A 16,659-nucleotide genomic window follows, 5' to 3' on the forward strand; every position below is an offset into this window, starting at 1 on the left:
TAGAGGCTATAAACACTGTGGAAGACTTAAATTATTTTGATTCATTTAAGGATTCTGCCACTGAAGCACTGAAAGTGCCGCCTCATTCAATCGAAGCTGAGCAGTCAGTGCTTGGCGGATTAATGCTCGACAATGCTGCCTGGGAACAAGTGGCAGATCTTCTGGTTGAGCAAGATTTCTATCGTCATGACCATCAGTTAATCTACCGTGCAATTGCTCAACTAATGGAGCGGTCAGAACCGGTTGATGTGATTACACTCGCTGAGTGGCATGATAAGCGTGGTGAGCTGGATCAGGTGGGGGAACTCGCTTATCTGGGCATGCTTGCACGTAATACACCGAGCGCCGCCAATATTGCAGCCTATGCTGAAATTGTGCGCGAACGGGCTATCCTTCGCCAATTAATCAAAGTCGGTAATAGTATTGCCAATATGGCCTTTAAGCCTGAAGGCATGAGCAAAGAGGATATGCTCGATATTGCTGAGCGTCATGTTTTTGAAATAGCCGAAAAAGGCGCAAAACGTGGCGGTGGCTTTATTCAGGTAAAAGATGTCTTAAGTAAAGTTATTGATAAAATCGACAGCTTATTTGAGCAAGATAGTGCTATTACAGGTCTCCCGACCGGATTCATAGACTTTGATGAACAAACCTCTGGTCTGCAGCCGGCCGATCTGGTTATCGTGGCAGGACGTCCTTCTATGGGTAAAACCACCTTTGCTATGAATATTGCCGAAAATGGTGCCATACATAGCAAACAACCGGTGGCCGTTTTTAGTATGGAGATGCCTGCCGACGCTTTGGCCATGCGTATGTTGTCTTCTCTTGGCAGAATTGACCAGCATCGCTTACGTACCGGTAAGTTAAATGACGATGATTGGCCTCGCTTAACATCAGCGATAGCTTTACTTAATGAAGCGCCGTTATTTATAGATGACACACCGGCATTGAGCCCGACGGAGCTTCGTGCCCGTGCCAGACGACTCAAACGTGAGCATGGCTTAAGCTTGATCGTGATTGATTATCTGCAATTAATGCAGGGTAATGCCGGAAAAGCGACTGAAAACAGAGCAACAGAGATTTCTGAAATATCCAGATCTTTGAAAGCCTTAGGTAAAGAGCTTGAAGTGCCAGTCATCGCTTTATCACAGTTGAACCGAAGTCTGGAACAACGTCCGAATAAACGTCCGGTAATGTCTGATTTACGTGAGTCGGGAGCGATTGAGCAGGACGCCGATCTTATTGTATTTATTTACCGTGATGAAGTTTACAATTCTGACTCCCCTGATAAAGGTAAAGCCGAAATTATTATTGGTAAACAGCGTAATGGCCCAATTGGCACCGTGGCGTTGACATTCCAGGGCAAGTACACGCGCTTTGAGAATTTTGCCCCAAGTTATTACGAAGATCAGGATAATTATCCGAGCTACGGCGAGGAGTAACATTGACTTTCCCCACTGCGACTATTTCTGTTACGGCCTTACAGTACAACTTTAAACGCGTAAAACAAACGGCTTCCAATAGTAAGGTGATGTCGGTTATCAAAGCTGATGCCTATGGTCATGGCATGGCAACTGTAGCGGAAGCTTTAAAGCACAGTGATGCATTTGCTGTTGCTCGACTGTCAGAGGCCGTATCACTTCGACAACATGGGGTGACACATCCCATCGTTATTCTGGAAGGCATTAATTCAGCTGATGATTTCCAGCTTGCGGCAGAGTTACGTCTATCGCCAGTGATACATTTAAGTTCTCAAGTCGATTTATTGAGTTCAATAACACTTGATCAGTCTTTAAGTTTTAACTGGATTATGGTTGATAGTGGCATGCACCGTCTCGGTATTCGACCCGATGATGTTGAAACTGCCATTAGTCGATTAAAAGCGTCAGGCAATATGCTGGATGAGTTCGGGCTGATGAGTCATTTTGCTAACTCCGATCTTGTTGGTGATAGCCGTAATCAACATCAACTTGAGCATATGCTGAACCTGAAACATAAAACCGGTTTGCCAGTATGTTTGTCTAATTCTGCTGCAGTATTAGCGTATCCCGAATCACACCTGGACTGGGTTCGTCCTGGATTAATGCTTTATGGCATTTCCCCATTTGGCGGTAAAGCGGGTACAGACCATGATTTACAACCTGCTATGCAGTTAACGACACAATTAATTTCGACTTACGACCTCAACATAGGTGAACAGGTTGGCTATGGTGGTGACTGGACAGCTACGCAACAGTCACGCATTGGTGTGGCGAGTATTGGCTATGGCGATGGATATAGCCGACATTTATCTAACTGTTCTGAAGTGGTCATTCAAGGACAACGCTGCCCAGTTATTGGCCGTATTTCCATGGATACAATTTGTATTAATCTGACTGATTGTTCTCAGGCAATGGTCGGTGATGAAGTGTTGTTATGGGGGCGTTCAGAATTGATGGTGGAAGAGGTGGCTGAATATGCTAGCACCATTCCTTACGAACTGGTCACTGTTTTGAGTAAACGTGTTAACAGGGATGTGATTGATGGCTAAAGTCAAAAAGGTCTATGTTTGTAAAGAGTGTGGCGCGCAAACACCGCAATGGGCAGGGCGTTGCTCTGATTGCGGTGCATGGAACAGTCTTGAGGAAGAGATTTACTCCAGTGCTTCATCAACTGCACAAGCCACAATCAGTAAGCATACCGGGTACGCTGGCGAACAAAAAAGTGAAGTTCAGGCATTGGGACAAGTCACTTCTGAGCAAGCTGTACGCTGGACCACAGGGTTGCCAGAACTTGACCGTGTTCTCGGCGGCGGTTTAGTCACAGGCTCGGTGGTATTAATTGGTGGTGATCCTGGTATTGGTAAATCAACACTGTTATTACAAGCGATGGCGACAATGGCTGATAGCAGTGGTATCAGCCCTCTGTATGTCAGTGGTGAAGAATCCCTACAGCAAATCAGGTTGCGTGCTGAACGCTTACAGTTGGAGCAGGCACCAGTAGATCTATTAGCTGAAACCCATGCCGAGCAGATGATCCAGGTCGCTAAAAATCGCAAACCACAAGTGATGGTGATTGATTCTATACAAACGGTATTCACTGAGTTATTACAATCGGCACCCGGAACCGTGGCCCAAGTACGTGAAAGTGCTGCACAGTTAGTACGTTTTGCTAAATCGAGTGGCACGACAATGATTCTTGTCGGTCATGTCACTAAACAAGGCGCATTAGCCGGACCACGGGTGCTTGAACACATGGTCGACACTGTACTGTATTTTGAAGGGGATACCTCAACACGCTTCAGGATTTTGCGTGCCGTCAAAAACCGCTTTGGCGCAGTCAATGAGCTGGGCGTATTTGGCATGACGGAATTGGGACTGAAAGAAGTCAGTAATCCATCGGCTATTTTCTTATCGCGTGGTGAGGAGTCAGTGCCGGGTAGTATTGTGACCGTTATACGTGAAGGTAGTCGGCCCATGCTGGTTGAGGTACAAGCCTTGGTGGATAGTAGTCCTCTGGGAAATCCAAGACGTGTCACGGTCGGACTTGAGCAAAATCGCTTAGCCATGCTGCTGGCTATATTGCATCGGCATGGCGGCATTACCTGTCATGATCAGGATGTATTTATCAATGTTGTTGGTGGTGTAAAGCTCAGTGAAACCGGAGCAGATTTAGCTGTATTAGCTGCGATTATTTCCAGCCTGCGTAATAAACCATTACCCAGAGACTGGGTGTTATTTGGTGAGGTTGGTCTGACCGGTGAAATTCGTCCAGTGCAAGCAGGTGAAGAACGAATTAAAGATGCCAATAAACATGGTTTCACTCATGCGATTGTGCCAGCGGCGAATGCACCACGTAAAGACTTGAAGGGAATGAAAGTGCATGCGGTGAAACATCTATCAGAAGTGATTACTGTACTGCGGGACATCACCGCTTAGTGCTGATCTATTAATGCTGATAGTTCACGGTGGAGAATGGCTTCATCACCTAGATTAAGTTCAATTAGCCGTTTTAAATGCGTGATGCTGTCCAAACTGATATTTTCGCAATCAAAACCAATCTGTTCATCATCGATATGGGCAATAACAGTTTCCATCTCAATAATTACTTGTGCATTATCCAGTAATAAATCGAGACGGCATTTATCTCCGATCTCTGATTGCCACTGTCCAGGTTTGTGAACAAGCAATCCTTTTAATGAAATATCAATGATTTGGCAGTTGAGAAACAAATCACCATTTTCAGTGTTTATATGTGCAACAGCATCAAATGGTATTCGGCTGAAACGACGTCTATCCTGAGCGGTTGAATCTGACATAACTACCCCCTTATGGCTAAACTGATACTATCACTGTTTTTGTTAGAGGAATACACCATGCTGTGGGTTAAGGCATTTCATATCATTTTTGTCGTGACGTGGTTTTCGGCGATGTTCTATCTGCCAAGATTATTTGTATATCACGCGATGACAGAGGATGAAGCAGGAAAAGAGCGTTTTAAGATTATGGAGCGCAAACTTTACCGCGGCATTATGACGCCCAGTGCCTTACTGACGCTTATTTTTGGGGTGTGGTTATTAAGTTATTATTCTCTGGAACAGATTGCATCAATGGGCTGGCTACATGCAAAACTTACGCTGGTGTTATTGCTGTTTGCTTATCATGGTATGTGCGGATCTATGGTAAGAAAATTTGCTGCAGATAAAAATGAGCGATGTCATACGTATTATCGTTGGTTTAATGAGTTGCCAGTACTGGCGCTTATTGCGATTGTTATTTTGGTTGTGGTTAAACCCTTCTGATACAAAAAAGGGCTCGTAACGAGCCCTTTTTTTTCACTAATAGAAAGTATTAATCCGTGTATTCAAAAACTTTCACTACACGCTGAACACCGGCAGAATTTCTGACAATATTGACGGCTTGTTCCGCTTCAGCATGACTTACCATCCCCATTAGATAAACAACCCCACGTTCTGTTACCACTTTGACATGGAAAGGATCGGTATTTTCATCTGTTGTCATTTTCGCTTTGATTTTTGATGTAATCCAGGCATCACTGCTACGTGAAGGCAAAGCGCTTGGGGCGGCAATCGCTAACTCGTTATAGATACGTCTGACTTTAGGAATCGCTTTTACTTCTGCAGTCACTTTTTGTTTTAGTGACTCGCTTGGAGTTTCTCCGGTCAGTAAAACAACACCGTTATAGCTGGTGACATTGATATGACTCTGGTTATAAATTTCTTTATTGTTGTAGATGGCGTAAGACGCTTTAAATTCGATACCTTGATCATCAATCACACTACCTGTCGTACGACGATCGTAGGCAACAGATGCGCCTGTAGCTGCTCCTGTTGCCACAACAGGCACACATGCTTGGAGAAACAATGTGGCGGCAGGGATAACTAAGCCTAACCAAGCTGCTTTTTTGATGTTGAGCATAATGATTTTCCTTGTAATAACGCTATGTACTAATATTTTTTAGCTAACTAAGCTGGAAAGCGTTTTTTATCCATTCAATCTGTATGGATGAGTCAGCAGGTGTTACCGCCACAACATCAAATCGATAGTGCTCATAGGGAGGTGATGTTGTTTGGATGTAGTGCTGCGCTGTATGAATAATTTTAGTCTGTTTTTGACTATTTACGCTTTCCAGTGCTGAACCAAATCGTGCATTTTTCCGAAACCGTACCTCGACAAATACCAAGGTATCTTTTTCTTTCATAATTAAATCGATTTCACCTCCACGGCAATGATAGTTCTGTTGTATCAGACGCATACCATGCTTTTGTAGATAGCTGGAAACCTGTTTTTCTATCTGCTGGCCTTTTTCCCTGGCAAACATAATTATTTAATGAGCTTTAGCTCTCCTTGTTCAAATTGTGCCCAAAGCATTTTACGAATGACATGTCCTTGTGAGTCGATCGATAAGGTGCCGGTAGCGCCTTCCATTGAGCTGGTTGGATCTCGGCTTAGTGTATTAAGTTGTGGAATCAACTTATAAGCATCTGCACCTAGAGCATAGAGTCGGATTGCACTGGCAAAGTTCTCCGAAGACTGGTTTTTCAGTGCTTGATATACCGGATCTTCAGCGGCGAGTTGTTCGAACACCCATGGAATATCACAAATAATCAGATCATTCAGATCAATATTTTGCTGAGGATCTGGCTGGCCACTATAGACATGAGAGGTCGCCAATAAGGGCAATTGACCGGAACGATGATATTTCAGCTGTGGTACGAGCTGACGCGCTTTAAGTGGACGCGCCACTAAAAATAAGAAATCTACGCCTCCACGACGACGTGGTTCGAAGTCGAGCGAGCGCCCTAATGTTCCCTGCAACGATTTATAACGTTGCTCACTTTGATCTAATCCCATTAATGGAATGAGCGTATCGCGGAAGTCATTTTCAGTTTCATTATAATTTGAGACTAATAATGTGGTGCCACCATCTTTTCGCCATTGATTTGTGAAAGCGGAAGCGATGCGTTGACCCCAGTCATTATAAGGCGCAAGCACAATGCTGCGTTTGTAACCCAATTGTTTGGCGTAATCAGCGACAGCGACAGCTTCGTCTTCCGGTGCTAAGCCAAATTGATAAAGATTTTTGTAATTCTGATCATCATCAGTACGGTTCAGAGCCAGTACCGGCACACTTAAGTCAGAATGTGTTGCCAATATTTCAACAGATGATTTTTGTAGTGGACCTATCACCACACCGGCGCCATTGGCAACCGCAGCATCATATTGTGATATCACATTACTCTGACCACTTACCGCATCAGTTTGTATATCGTAAAAGTGTAGCTGAGCCGATGAACCACTCACATATTGCGCAGCAATAATGGCATCTTTAATCGCTTTAGCTGCTTCCACAAATGGCCCTGAGTTTGGCAGTAAGACGGCAATATTTTCGATGTCTTTTGGTATATGAGTGCCGGCTGCCAAAGTTTTTTGATAGAGCGCTGGATCAGCAGGATGATTTGGGTAGCTTCGCTTCCAGTCTTCAAGTGCGACAGCGAGCACTTCCGGGTTATCTTGATAAGCTTTAATATTATAGGCAAGTGCAAACCAACCACTGTCTTCAGCGGGTGGATAGCCTGGATTAAATAGATCTAAGGCTTGTGGCGTCATTTGCATTAATGCCTGCCACAGAGCTTCACGGTTGTTTTTCAATGACTCAGGATCTGTCAGAATTTTTTCTAGTTTCAGGTGAGTATTAGCTTTTTCCAGCCAATTACCAGTCAAGGTATAAGCATCAGCCTTGAGCTTTAGAACATTTTTCAGATTCTGAGCGGATAAGTCTTTTTCCTGAATAGCGCTAAGTGCTTTTAAGGCATTCTCACCATCACTGTTAAAAAGCGCGATATTGGCACCCAGGATCGCTGCGTCATAGCGTCGACTTTTATCCAGTAAACTGAGTTTGATTTGAGCAAGTTGTTGTTGGCTTTGTTCAACTTGGCCTGACTGCCAATACATTTGAGCTGCCTTCAACTGATATGCCGCTTTTTCAGCACCCTCATTTGTCAGTGCCAGTTGGGCATATTCATCCGCTGCCTGCTGGTATTGTCCGGATAACTCTGAGGCTACCGTTTCAATTTGAGCTGGCTTTGTCATACTGATTGGCGATTGAACAGGCTGACAAGCCGTCAAGCTCAAGAGGATAATGGCGGATAACCAGAAGCTGTGTTTCAGGAACATAAGGTCATTCTATCTATTAGTCATAGGAGGCATCATCTTACCTGTTCGCGTATATTACGACCACACTGTATTCAAGATTTAAGGAAAGACTGTGAACGAAAGTCAGGCAGGTCAATTATTCATTGTCGCCACACCCATTGGTAATTTAGCTGATTTTTCAGCCAGAGCGGTTGAGGTTTTAAAAAGCGTTGATGTGATTGCTGCTGAAGATACCCGGCACAGTAAGTATTTATTACAACATTACGCTATCCAGACATCGACGATTTCTCTGCATGAGCATAATGAACAACAACGCAGCGATGCGCTTTGCCAACGCTTACTTGCAGGAGAGTCTGTGGCATTAATCAGCGACGCCGGCACGCCACTAATCAGTGATCCGGGATACCGGCTGGTAACAACAGTCAGGGAAGCAGGGATTCGCGTTACACCGGTTCCAGGAAGTTGTGCCTTAATTACCGCCTTATCTGCTTCCGGTCTCGCTTCTGATAGATTTAGTTTTGAAGGTTTTTTACCTGCCAAATCATCAGCTCGCAAACAAGTGATGGAATCCCTGAAGTCAGATGCCAGAACATTGATTTTTTATGAAAGTCCGCGTCGATTGTTGGCGGCACTGGAAGATGCGGTTTTGATTTTCGGTGAACAGCGACAAGCCTGCCTGGCACGTGAGTTAACCAAACTCCATGAAACCATTGAAACCCGACCATTAATCGAACTTATTGAGTGGGTCAAAGCCGATGATAACCAACAGCGTGGCGAGTGCGTTTTATTGATAGGTGGTAGTCAACATGAAGCAACGGCAGATGAACAGGAAGTAAACCGGCTACTACAAATCTTGCTGACTGAGCTTCCCGTGAAAAAAGCGGCGGCGATGGTAGCTAATATTACTGGTGGCAGTAAAAATGAAGCCTATCAGTTGGCGTTGAAATTACAGCAGAAAACCTAGCGTTTAGGTAGAATAGCGCACTGAGACGACCTGGCAATCGCACTGATAGTAATATCGGTGAGGAAAGTCCGGGCTCCATAGGGTAAGGTGCCAGGTAACACCTGGGGGGCGTGAGCCCACGGCCAGTGCAACAGAGAGTATACCGCCGAAGCGATTCGGTAAGGGTGAAAGGGTGCGGTAAGAGCGCACCGCGCTTCTGGTAACAGAAGTGGCATGGTAAACCCCACCTGGAGCAAGACCAAATAGAGGAACGTCTGCTTGCAGACATGTGCGACCCGTACTGTTCCTGGGTAGGTTGCTTGAGGCTGATGGTGACATCAGTCCCAGATGAATGATTGTCCACGACAGAACCCGGCTTATAGGTCGTCTCAACCTTATATGTAATATCTAAAATAACTGTTGCAGACAGAGCTAAAATTTCTGTCTGAGCAGTTATTTTTTTGTCTTTTAGATGAGTATTCTAGAATTTACTTTAACTTCACATGCCAGTTTTTTGATAAGAAAGACCTCCTTCAGAAACACCTTCAATCTTTTTCTCCCACTTTTGTGAAAAGTCTCTAAGTCATTGTCATAAAAAGAGGATTTTGTTTATTCACAGGCTTGACTTCGGACATTTGCACTCCTATAGTGTCGACAAGTGGGGGGAAGTGGATCTTTGTGGATCGTGTTTTTTGAGGATGACAAGTGTTTCGAGGTGTTGCAACTTTCAATCTGGATGCAAAAGGACGGATGGCTGTTCCAGCCAAGTTCCGCAAGCATCTTGACGTCTGTTGTGAAGGCCGCTTAGTCATTACCATCGATCATTCTGACCATTGTTTACAGCTATACCCATTACCAGAATGGGAAGTTGTTGAAGAAAAACTTTCCGCATTACCCAGTTTGAATCCTCAAGTACGTCGATTAAAAAGAATGCTTCTCGGTTATGCCACTGAATGTGAAATGGATGGCAATGGCCGTATTTTATTACCCGCTAAATTACGTGAGTTTGCAGGCCTTGATAAAAACATGGTGATGATTGGTCAAGGTAACAAGTTTGAATTATGGAATGAGCAAACTTGGAATGAGCTCATGGATGAATGTTTAGAAGAAGATTTTGGCGAGATTTTACCGGCTGAATTAGAAAGCCTGTCAATATAAAGGCGGAATTATGACTGAGAACTACTCGGAACATCTGCCAGTCTTGTTAAGCGAGACCATTCAGGGCTTGTCAGTTAAGGCAGATGGTAAATATCTTGATGCGACATTTGGTCGTGGAGGTCACAGCCGTGCGATTCTGGCATTGCTGTCTGATGATGGCCGTCTACTTGGACTGGATCGTGATCCTCAAGCTATTCAAACAGGTCAGGCGTTGGCCGCTGAAGATCCTCGTTTTTCTATTGAGCAGGGTAATTTTTCTGAGCTCAGCACCGTCGTTCACTCTCGTCTCTGGCAGGGAAATATTGATGGTATTTTGATGGATATCGGCGTTTCGTCACCTCAGTTAGATGATGCAGAACGTGGTTTCAGCTTTATGAAAGATGGGCCTCTGGATATGCGGATGAATCCGGATGCTGGTATGAGTGCAGCTGAATGGCTGGCAACAGCCGAGATGGATGAGATTGCAGATGTTATCAAAACACTGGGCGAAGAGCGTTATGGCAAACGTATAGCCAGAGCCATTGTGGAAACACGCGATGAGACTCCTATTACTACTACTAAACAACTGGCCGATTTAGTCGATAAGGCGAGTCCTTCTCGCGATAAATTCAAACATCCGGCAACCAGAACATTTCAGGCTATCCGGATTTTTATTAATAACGAGCTGGAAGAACTTACAACGGCATTAGAGCAGGCTTTGGATGTGTTGGCTGTAGGTGGTCGTCTAGCTGTTATCAGTTTTCATTCTCTTGAAGACCGTATTGTGAAGCGCTTCTTCCGTGACGAAGCGCGGGGTGATGACTTGCCATCTCATTTCCCGATTACTGTGGATCAATTAAATCCACGTTTGAAAGTTATTGGCAAAGCGATTAAAGCATCAGAAGAAGAAACCCGCTCAAATCCTCGTGCTCGTAGTGCTGTACTTCGTATTGCGGAGAAGCTGGCATGAATATAAAAGCACTGCTGGAAACCATTAAAATCGATACGCCATTATTTGTGATGGTTTTTGTCGTTTTGGTTTCGGCTGTGTCTGTGATTTATACCAAGCATTTGAGCCGGAACGAATTTGTGCAACTTCAACAGTTAGAAAAACAACGTGATGCTTTGAACGAAGAGTGGGGACGTCTGTTACTGGAAGAAAGTACCTGGGCGAGTCCAAGCCGTATTGAACAGGAAGCGAAGAGCCGTTTAGGTATGGTTATACCAAAATCAGACATGACAGTGGTGATAAAACCATGAAGTATCGCGGCCAGAAAGTCCATCCAGTCGGTGCATGGCGTCTAAACTTGGTTCGCATCATGTTTGTTTTGATGGTCGCTGGTTTGTGCTGGCGTCTGGCAGATATTCAAGTTGTTAATCCTGAGTTTTTGCGTCATCAGGGTGATGCACGTCATCTTCGTCAGGTGCCAGTTGTAGCTCATCGTGGCATGATTTTGGATCGTCATGGTGAGCCTTTAGCAATCAGTACACCTGTGCATTCCGTCTGGTTAAATCCTCAGGATGTACTTGCTAATGATCCCCGTTTACCAAAACTGGCTAAATTACTCGATTTATCCACACAAACAATCAGACAGAAGATTGAACAGAATCAATCTCGTGAATTCGTTTACTTAAAACGTCGTATCACACCTGAGCTATCAGCTAAGGTTAAAGAGTTGGGTATTCAGGGCGTTGCGCTCCAACGCGAATACAAACGTTATTATCCGGCTGGTGAAGTTGCTTCTCATATCGTCGGCTTTACCAATATTGATGATATCGGTCAGGAAGGTCTTGAGCTGACGTATGATGCGGTGTTAACGGGCCGACCAGGCCTGAAACGTATGGTGCGTGATAGCCGTGGTAACTATGTAGAAGGTGGTGAACTGATTCGTCCTGCAAAATCAGGTGAAAATGTTCAGTTAAGCATCGATCTGAGATTACAGTATTTAACTTATCAGGCACTGAAAAAAGCGGTTAGCGAACATCATGCTAAATCGGGTACGGCAGTTATTCTAGATACTCATACCGGTGAAGTCTTAGCCATGGCTAACCAGCCATCCTATAACCCTAACAATAGAGCGGGTCTGAAACCGAGTGATTTAAGAAACCGTGCCGTGACAGATTTATTTGAACCTGGCTCGACAGTGAAACCCTTTACGGTCACCAGTGGCATAAAATCCGGTCAGTTTGATACATCAACGATTATTAATACACATCCCGGTTACTATCGAGTCAGTGGTCATCCCATCAGGGATTTTCGTGATTATGGCGAAATTGATTTAGCCACCCTTATCCAAAAGTCCAGTAATGTGGGTGCCAGTAAAATAGCCTTGGCACTTGATCCTGCTGCGTTATGGCATGATTTTGCCAGCTTTGGTTTAGGTGAAGCGACGGGTGCGTATTTCCCTGGCGAAGCAATGGGTACCATGCCCGACCCACAATCCTGGCGTACCCTGGATATTGCCACAATGGGTTATGGCTATGGCTTATCAACCAGTGCCATGCAACTTGCCAGAGCTTATACCGTATTAGCTGATGGCGGCATTCTTAAGCCGGTAACGTTTATCAAAACAGATAAAGTGCCACGAGGCCGTCGAGAATTTTCAGCAGATATCATGCATGAAGTCGTGCATATGATGGTGAAAGTCACTGAACCTGGTGGCACGGCTACACGTGCGGCGGTAGCTAATTATCATGTTGCGGGTAAAACCGGTACAGCCAAAAAAGCGATTAGCGGTGGTTACGCCGATAAACGTTATCAATCTGTCTTTGCTGGCATTATCCCTGCCTCTGCGCCTCGACTGGCGATGGTGGTGATGGTTGATGAGCCACAAGGCGAATATTACGGTGGCGCAGTTGCTGCGCCTGTGTTTGCAGAAGTGATGACAGGGGCAATGCGTTTGCTAAATATTCCCCCTGACGATTTACCGATGACCCAGATGCAGGTGGCTCACAAATGATGACTTCAATCGTAAAACCTCAATCGTTGATGGCATTACTCAGTGATGTTGTTGTGGACAAGTCGGTTCTACAAGAATGTTCGCTGACCGACATCAGTATGGACAGTCGAAGAGTCGCCGCTGGTGGTTTATTTTTAGCCTTGGCTAAAAATACGCTGGATAGAGAAAAGCATCTTCGACAAGCTCTGGAAAAAGATATTTTTGCAGTACTGATTGATGAGCAGCAGCCCTTAACAGAAACTGAGCAGGACATGCTCAATGAAGCGGTTGTGATTGCTTACTCAGTCGATAATCTGGCGGCGAAAGCAGGGTTTATCGCCGCCCGTTTTTATGACCATCCCTCAGCAGATATGACAGTGATTGCTGTAACAGGCACCAATGGTAAAACGTCGGTGAGTCAGTTTATTGCTCAGGCACTTGAATCGATAAATAAACCTTGTGGGGTTATCGGTACAATGGGGGCGGGTCGTCTATGTGATCTGGAAATGACAGGGATGACGACACCCGATCCGGTCACCATGCAAAAACTGCTGGCAAGATTTCAACGTGAAGGTTGCGATTATGTAGCGTTGGAAGCCTCATCACATGCACTGGCACAAGGCCGTTTAAACAGTGTCGAGATTAATGTTGCTGTATTAACTAACCTCAGCCGCGATCATCTTGATTACCATAAAACGATGGCCAATTACGCCGCAGCAAAAAAACGGTTATTTGATATGGATATTGTGCAATATGCTGTGATTAATGCTGATGATGCTTTTGGTACGGATGTCATTTCCAAACTCAGAAAAGATGTAGCCTTATTAACCTACGGTGACGCCGAAAGTAATATTCGTGCTGAACACATTTCATATAAACGTGATGGTGTAGCGTTTGATGCCCAGATTAATGATAAGTCAGTTTCAGTCAACTTACCTGTTTTAGGCGAGTTTAATGTCGATAATATTCTGGCAGCAATCGGTGTGTTAACCGCATTAGGGCTGGATTCAGAGCCATGTCGTGATGCCATTAATCAGTGCCAGGCAGTAAGTGGCCGTATGCAAATCTATACTCAAGCCGAGCAGCCGACGGTTGTGGTTGATTATGCTCATACCCCCGATGCATTACATCAGGCATTAAGAACTTTGCAGGTACATCTACCGGATGCGGGTCAGCTTTGGTGTGTGTTTGGCTGCGGTGGTGACCGGGATAGAGGTAAGCGCCCACTTATGGGCAAAGTCGCTGAACGTGAGGCGGATCAGGTCATAGTTACTGATGATAACCCACGTACTGAAGATCACTTACTGATTATTGAAGACATTCTTGCTGGCTGCGATGAGCCACAAAAAATCCATGTTGAACATGATCGTAAGTTAGCGATCACCTATGCGATAAATCATGCTGAAGCAAACGATATTGTCTTGATTGCTGGTAAAGGCCATGAGTCCTATCAGGAAATCAATCATGTGCGTTATCCATTTAACGATGCAGCTGTTGTTGCGGCTGTGTTTGATGCTTATGCCAATGGTATAAAAAACGTGGTGGGAGGACATTAATGGGTCTGCAACTACCACTTAAACAAATTGCTGAAATCATTTCAGCCGATATGCCTGCCGTTGATGTTACCGTCACCGGTGCGGTGATTGATTCACGCAAGGTGATGCCAGGTGATTTGTTTATTGCCTTTAAAGGTGAGCATGTTGATGGTCATGCTTATTTAGCCAAAGCCAGAGAAAATGGTGCGGTTGCAGCATTAGTCAGCGAATATCAGGATGATGAATTACCGCAGATTAAGGTCGATGATGTCCGGCTGGCATTTGGGCAAATAGCTCATGCCTGGTTATCTGAATGCCAAGCAAAAGTTGTTGCTATTACGGGTAGTAATGGCAAAACCAGTTTGAAAGAAATGGTCAAAGCTATTTTGTCAGAAGTGGGTACTGTATCGGCTACACAAGGTAATTTGAATAATGATCTGGGCGTACCGTTAACGGTATGTCGTATAGATAAAAACGATGATTACGCTGTGATCGAGATGGGCACAAATAATCCTGGTGAAATTGCTTATCTGATGAGCATTGTGTCACCGGATGTATCCATTATTAATAATATTGCTTCAGCTCATCTTGAAGGTCTGGGCAGTGAAGAAGGTATTGCTAAAGAAAAAGGCAGTATCTATCAGGGCTTGAAAGAAAACGGTGTGGCGGTGGTGAATTCCGACATGCCGTATGAGTCCATCTGGCAGCCCTTAATTGCCAACAGAAAAACCATCCGTTTTGCATTGCAGAGTGAAGCAGATATCCATGCGGACTATATTCAGCCAGAACCGGCTTCAAGTCATTTTCTCGTACATATTGATGGTGTAAATCATCATGTGACATTGCCTTTACCCGGTTTGCATAACGTCAGCAATGCGCTAGCTGCCATTGCCGTTTGTGTTGCATTGGATATTCCAGTTGATGCCATGGTCAGAGGACTCAACAAAATACAGGCAGTCCCTCATCGACTACAAATGCGTAAAGGCCTGTCTGGCAGCCGTTTGATCGATGATACCTACAATGCTAACCCTGGCTCATATCTACGGGCATTAGAAACATTAGCCGGGTTTGAAGAACCGCGTTGGCTGGTACTCGGTGATTTTGGTGAGTTGGGCGAGGATGGCGATGCCATTCATCAAACCATGGGATTACAAGCCAGATCTGCCGGTGTGACCTCCTTATTCACCGTTGGAGAAAAAAGCCAGCTCGCTGCAGCAGAGTTTGGTGAGAATGCTATTCATTTTGAGGATGTACAAACATTGCAACAACTTTTGCAAAACACATTAACTGCAGATGTGACCTGTTTAATTAAAGGGTCTCGCTTTATGCAATTGGATAAACTGGCCGATGCAATAGCGGAGGCACAGTAATGCTGCTGTTATTAAGTGAATACCTAAGCCAGTTTTATAGTGGTTTTAATGTTTTCCAGTACCTGACATTAAGAGCCATTCTGGGGGTGATGACAGCCCTTGGCATTGCTTTGATTATTGGGCCAACCATGATCCGTCATTTGAGTTTCAGGCAGATTGGTCAGGTTGTCAGACAAGATGGTCCTGAATCTCACTTCAGTAAGAAAGGTACGCCTACAATGGGCGGGGCACTAATACTGGTCGCTATTGCAGTGAGCACATTACTGTGGGCGAATCTAAGCAATCGTTATATATGGGTTGTTCTGACTATCACACTGGCCTTCGGTTTGATTGGTTTTGTTGACGACTACATTAAATTAGTCCGTCAGGATCCTCGTGGTTTGCTCAGCCGATATAAATATTTTTGGCAATCCGTGTTTGGCGGTGGTGCAGCTGTATTTTTATACATGACGACAACAGTGCCAGCTGAAACGCAATTGATTGTGCCGTTTGTAAAAGAAATTGTTATTCCTTTAGGCGGCTGGTACATGCTGCTGACCTATTTAGTTATTGTCGGCAGCAGTAATGCAGTTAACTTAACTGATGGTTTAGATGGACTGGCTATCATGCCGACGGTGATGGTAGCAGCTGCTTTAGGTTTATTTAGTTATGTCGGTGGTCATTTCGAGTTTGCTACCTATCTGCAAATTCCTTATATCCCAAGTGCTGGTGAACTTGTTGTCTTTTGTGCAGCAATGGTGGGTGCCGGACTGGGATTCCTCTGGTTTAACACTTATCCAGCACAAGTCTTTATGGGCGATGTTGGTGCTTTGGCTCTTGGCGCAGCGTTAGGCACCGTTGCTGTACTGGTCAGACAAGAATTAGTTTTACTCATCATGGGCGGTGTGTTTGTTATCGAAACATTGTCAGTGATGATTCAAGTGGGCTCATACAAACTGCGCGGCAAACGCGTATTTCTTATGGCACCGATTCATCATCACTATGAACTGAAAGGCTGGCCGGAACCACGCATTATTGTACGGTTCTGGATTGTCACTGTGTTCCTGGTGTTGATTGGCTTAGCGACGTTGAAAATACGATGAC

Annotated in this window: 16 protein-coding genes and 1 other RNA gene; 13 read left to right on the forward strand and 4 right to left on the reverse strand. The window is 44.8% G+C overall.

Features of this window, described 5'->3' with window-relative positions; translation table 11 throughout:
• Nucleotides 1-17: 17 nt before the first annotated feature.
• The 3 genes from dnaB to radA are packed head-to-tail and all read left to right on the forward strand — an operon-like array spanning nt 18 to nt 3,914.
• The gene (dnaB, locus tag BM232_RS08140; RefSeq protein WP_091713342.1) at nt 18-1,439 is read left to right on the forward strand and encodes a replicative DNA helicase; all 1,422 of its coding nucleotides are present in this window, start codon (nt 18-20) and stop codon (nt 1,437-1,439) included.
• Between the two features lie 2 nt (nt 1,440-1,441).
• Nucleotides 1,442-2,527 (forward strand): alanine racemase, encoded by a 1,086-nt coding sequence (gene alr / locus BM232_RS08145; RefSeq protein ID WP_091713344.1) that lies wholly within the window; start codon nt 1,442-1,444, stop codon nt 2,525-2,527.
• On the forward strand, nt 2,520-3,914 hold the full coding sequence (radA, locus tag BM232_RS08150; protein WP_091713347.1) for a DNA repair protein RadA: 1,395 nt from the start codon (nt 2,520-2,522) through the stop codon (nt 3,912-3,914). Before alr ends, radA begins: the two co-directional genes overlap by 8 nt.
• Here radA and BM232_RS08155 read toward each other — a convergent pair.
• The gene (locus BM232_RS08155; RefSeq protein WP_091713349.1) at nt 3,911-4,294 is read right to left on the reverse strand and encodes a PilZ domain-containing protein; all 384 of its coding nucleotides are present in this window, start codon (nt 4,292-4,294) and stop codon (nt 3,911-3,913) included. The genes radA and BM232_RS08155 overlap by 4 nt on opposite strands.
• Before the next feature lie 57 nt (nt 4,295-4,351).
• Here BM232_RS08155 and hemJ point away from each other — a divergent pair, with 57 nt between their 5' ends.
• Nucleotides 4,352-4,777: a protoporphyrinogen oxidase HemJ gene (gene hemJ, locus BM232_RS08160; protein WP_091713352.1), complete on the forward strand. Its 426-nt coding sequence runs from the start codon at nt 4,352-4,354 to the stop codon at nt 4,775-4,777.
• A gap of 49 nt (nt 4,778-4,826) precedes the next feature.
• Here hemJ and BM232_RS08165 read toward each other — a convergent pair whose 3' ends face one another.
• The 3 genes from BM232_RS08165 to BM232_RS08175 are packed head-to-tail and all read right to left on the reverse strand — an operon-like array spanning nt 4,827 to nt 7,673.
• Complete coding sequence (locus tag BM232_RS08165; RefSeq protein WP_177207292.1) at nt 4,827-5,414, reverse strand: BON domain-containing protein; 588 nt, start codon at nt 5,412-5,414, stop codon at nt 4,827-4,829.
• 43 nt (nt 5,415-5,457) lie between these two features.
• On the reverse strand, nt 5,458-5,817 hold the full coding sequence (locus BM232_RS08170; RefSeq protein ID WP_091713354.1) for a YraN family protein: 360 nt from the start codon (nt 5,815-5,817) through the stop codon (nt 5,458-5,460).
• Between the two features lie 2 nt (nt 5,818-5,819).
• Nucleotides 5,820-7,673, reverse strand: coding sequence for a penicillin-binding protein activator (locus tag BM232_RS08175; protein ID WP_091713357.1), 1,854 nt, complete (start codon nt 7,671-7,673; stop codon nt 5,820-5,822).
• A 91-nt stretch (nt 7,674-7,764) separates the two neighbouring features.
• Between BM232_RS08175 and rsmI the strand changes: the two genes are divergently transcribed.
• The 9 genes from rsmI (at nt 7,765) to mraY (ending at nt 16,658) form a co-directional block, all read left to right on the forward strand.
• A complete protein-coding gene (rsmI, locus tag BM232_RS08180) occupies nt 7,765-8,616 on the forward strand; it encodes a 16S rRNA (cytidine(1402)-2'-O)-methyltransferase (RefSeq protein WP_091713358.1) in 852 nt (283 codons plus the stop codon).
• Between the two features lie 21 nt (nt 8,617-8,637).
• An RNA gene (gene rnpB, locus BM232_RS08185) (RNase P RNA component class A) lies at nt 8,638-8,991 on the forward strand.
• A gap of 309 nt (nt 8,992-9,300) precedes the next feature.
• Nucleotides 9,301-9,753: a division/cell wall cluster transcriptional repressor MraZ gene (gene mraZ / locus BM232_RS08190; RefSeq protein ID WP_091713361.1), complete on the forward strand. Its 453-nt coding sequence runs from the start codon at nt 9,301-9,303 to the stop codon at nt 9,751-9,753.
• Between the two features lie 10 nt (nt 9,754-9,763).
• Nucleotides 9,764-10,702 (forward strand): 16S rRNA (cytosine(1402)-N(4))-methyltransferase RsmH, encoded by a 939-nt coding sequence (gene rsmH / locus BM232_RS08195; RefSeq protein ID WP_091713364.1) that lies wholly within the window; start codon nt 9,764-9,766, stop codon nt 10,700-10,702.
• Entirely contained in the window at nt 10,699-10,992 is a 294-nt protein-coding gene (ftsL, locus tag BM232_RS08200) for a cell division protein FtsL (protein WP_091713367.1), read from the forward strand. Before rsmH ends, ftsL begins: the two co-directional genes overlap by 4 nt.
• Entirely contained in the window at nt 10,989-12,692 is a 1,704-nt protein-coding gene (locus BM232_RS08205; RefSeq protein WP_091713369.1) for a peptidoglycan D,D-transpeptidase FtsI family protein, read from the forward strand. The genes ftsL and BM232_RS08205 overlap by 4 nt, the downstream gene beginning before the upstream one ends.
• Nucleotides 12,689-14,227: a UDP-N-acetylmuramoyl-L-alanyl-D-glutamate--2,6-diaminopimelate ligase gene (locus BM232_RS08210; RefSeq protein WP_091713371.1), complete on the forward strand. Its 1,539-nt coding sequence runs from the start codon at nt 12,689-12,691 to the stop codon at nt 14,225-14,227. The genes BM232_RS08205 and BM232_RS08210 overlap by 4 nt, the downstream gene beginning before the upstream one ends.
• Nucleotides 14,227-15,576 (forward strand): UDP-N-acetylmuramoyl-tripeptide--D-alanyl-D-alanine ligase, encoded by a 1,350-nt coding sequence (locus tag BM232_RS08215; RefSeq protein WP_091713373.1) that lies wholly within the window; start codon nt 14,227-14,229, stop codon nt 15,574-15,576. Before BM232_RS08210 ends, BM232_RS08215 begins: the two co-directional genes overlap by 1 nt.
• Entirely contained in the window at nt 15,576-16,658 is a 1,083-nt protein-coding gene (gene mraY, locus BM232_RS08220; RefSeq protein WP_091713376.1) for a phospho-N-acetylmuramoyl-pentapeptide-transferase, read from the forward strand. Before BM232_RS08215 ends, mraY begins: the two co-directional genes overlap by 1 nt.
• The last annotated feature ends 1 nt before the right edge of the window (nt 16,659 follow it).

This window comes from Methylophaga sulfidovorans (assembly GCF_900114205.1).
In the GTDB taxonomy this organism is placed as follows: Bacteria; Pseudomonadota; Gammaproteobacteria; order Nitrosococcales; family Methylophagaceae; genus Methylophaga; species Methylophaga sulfidovorans.

What these genes read in the sequence shown, in the direction of transcription:
- BM232_RS08170 (WP_091713354.1), bottom strand. Translation starts at nt 5,817, where the DNA reads ATGTTTGCCAGGGAAAAAGGCCAGCAGATAGAAAAACAGGTTTCCAGC.
- BM232_RS08210 (WP_091713371.1), top strand. Translation starts at nt 12,689, where the DNA reads ATGATGACTTCAATCGTAAAACCTCAATCGTTGATGGCATTACTCAGT.
- mraY (WP_091713376.1), top strand. Translation starts at nt 15,576, where the DNA reads ATGCTGCTGTTATTAAGTGAATACCTAAGCCAGTTTTATAGTGGTTTT.
- radA (WP_091713347.1), top strand. Translation starts at nt 2,520, where the DNA reads ATGGCTAAAGTCAAAAAGGTCTATGTTTGTAAAGAGTGTGGCGCGCAA.
- ftsL (WP_091713367.1), top strand. Translation starts at nt 10,699, where the DNA reads ATGAATATAAAAGCACTGCTGGAAACCATTAAAATCGATACGCCATTA.
- rsmH (WP_091713364.1), top strand. Translation starts at nt 9,764, where the DNA reads ATGACTGAGAACTACTCGGAACATCTGCCAGTCTTGTTAAGCGAGACC.
- BM232_RS08205 (WP_091713369.1), top strand. Translation starts at nt 10,989, where the DNA reads ATGAAGTATCGCGGCCAGAAAGTCCATCCAGTCGGTGCATGGCGTCTA.
- BM232_RS08175 (WP_091713357.1), bottom strand. Translation starts at nt 7,673, where the DNA reads ATGTTCCTGAAACACAGCTTCTGGTTATCCGCCATTATCCTCTTGAGC.
- BM232_RS08155 (WP_091713349.1), bottom strand. Translation starts at nt 4,294, where the DNA reads ATGTCAGATTCAACCGCTCAGGATAGACGTCGTTTCAGCCGAATACCA.
- BM232_RS08215 (WP_091713373.1), top strand. Translation starts at nt 14,227, where the DNA reads ATGGGTCTGCAACTACCACTTAAACAAATTGCTGAAATCATTTCAGCC.
- BM232_RS08165 (WP_177207292.1), bottom strand. Translation starts at nt 5,414, where the DNA reads ATGCTCAACATCAAAAAAGCAGCTTGGTTAGGCTTAGTTATCCCTGCC.
- hemJ (WP_091713352.1), top strand. Translation starts at nt 4,352, where the DNA reads ATGCTGTGGGTTAAGGCATTTCATATCATTTTTGTCGTGACGTGGTTT.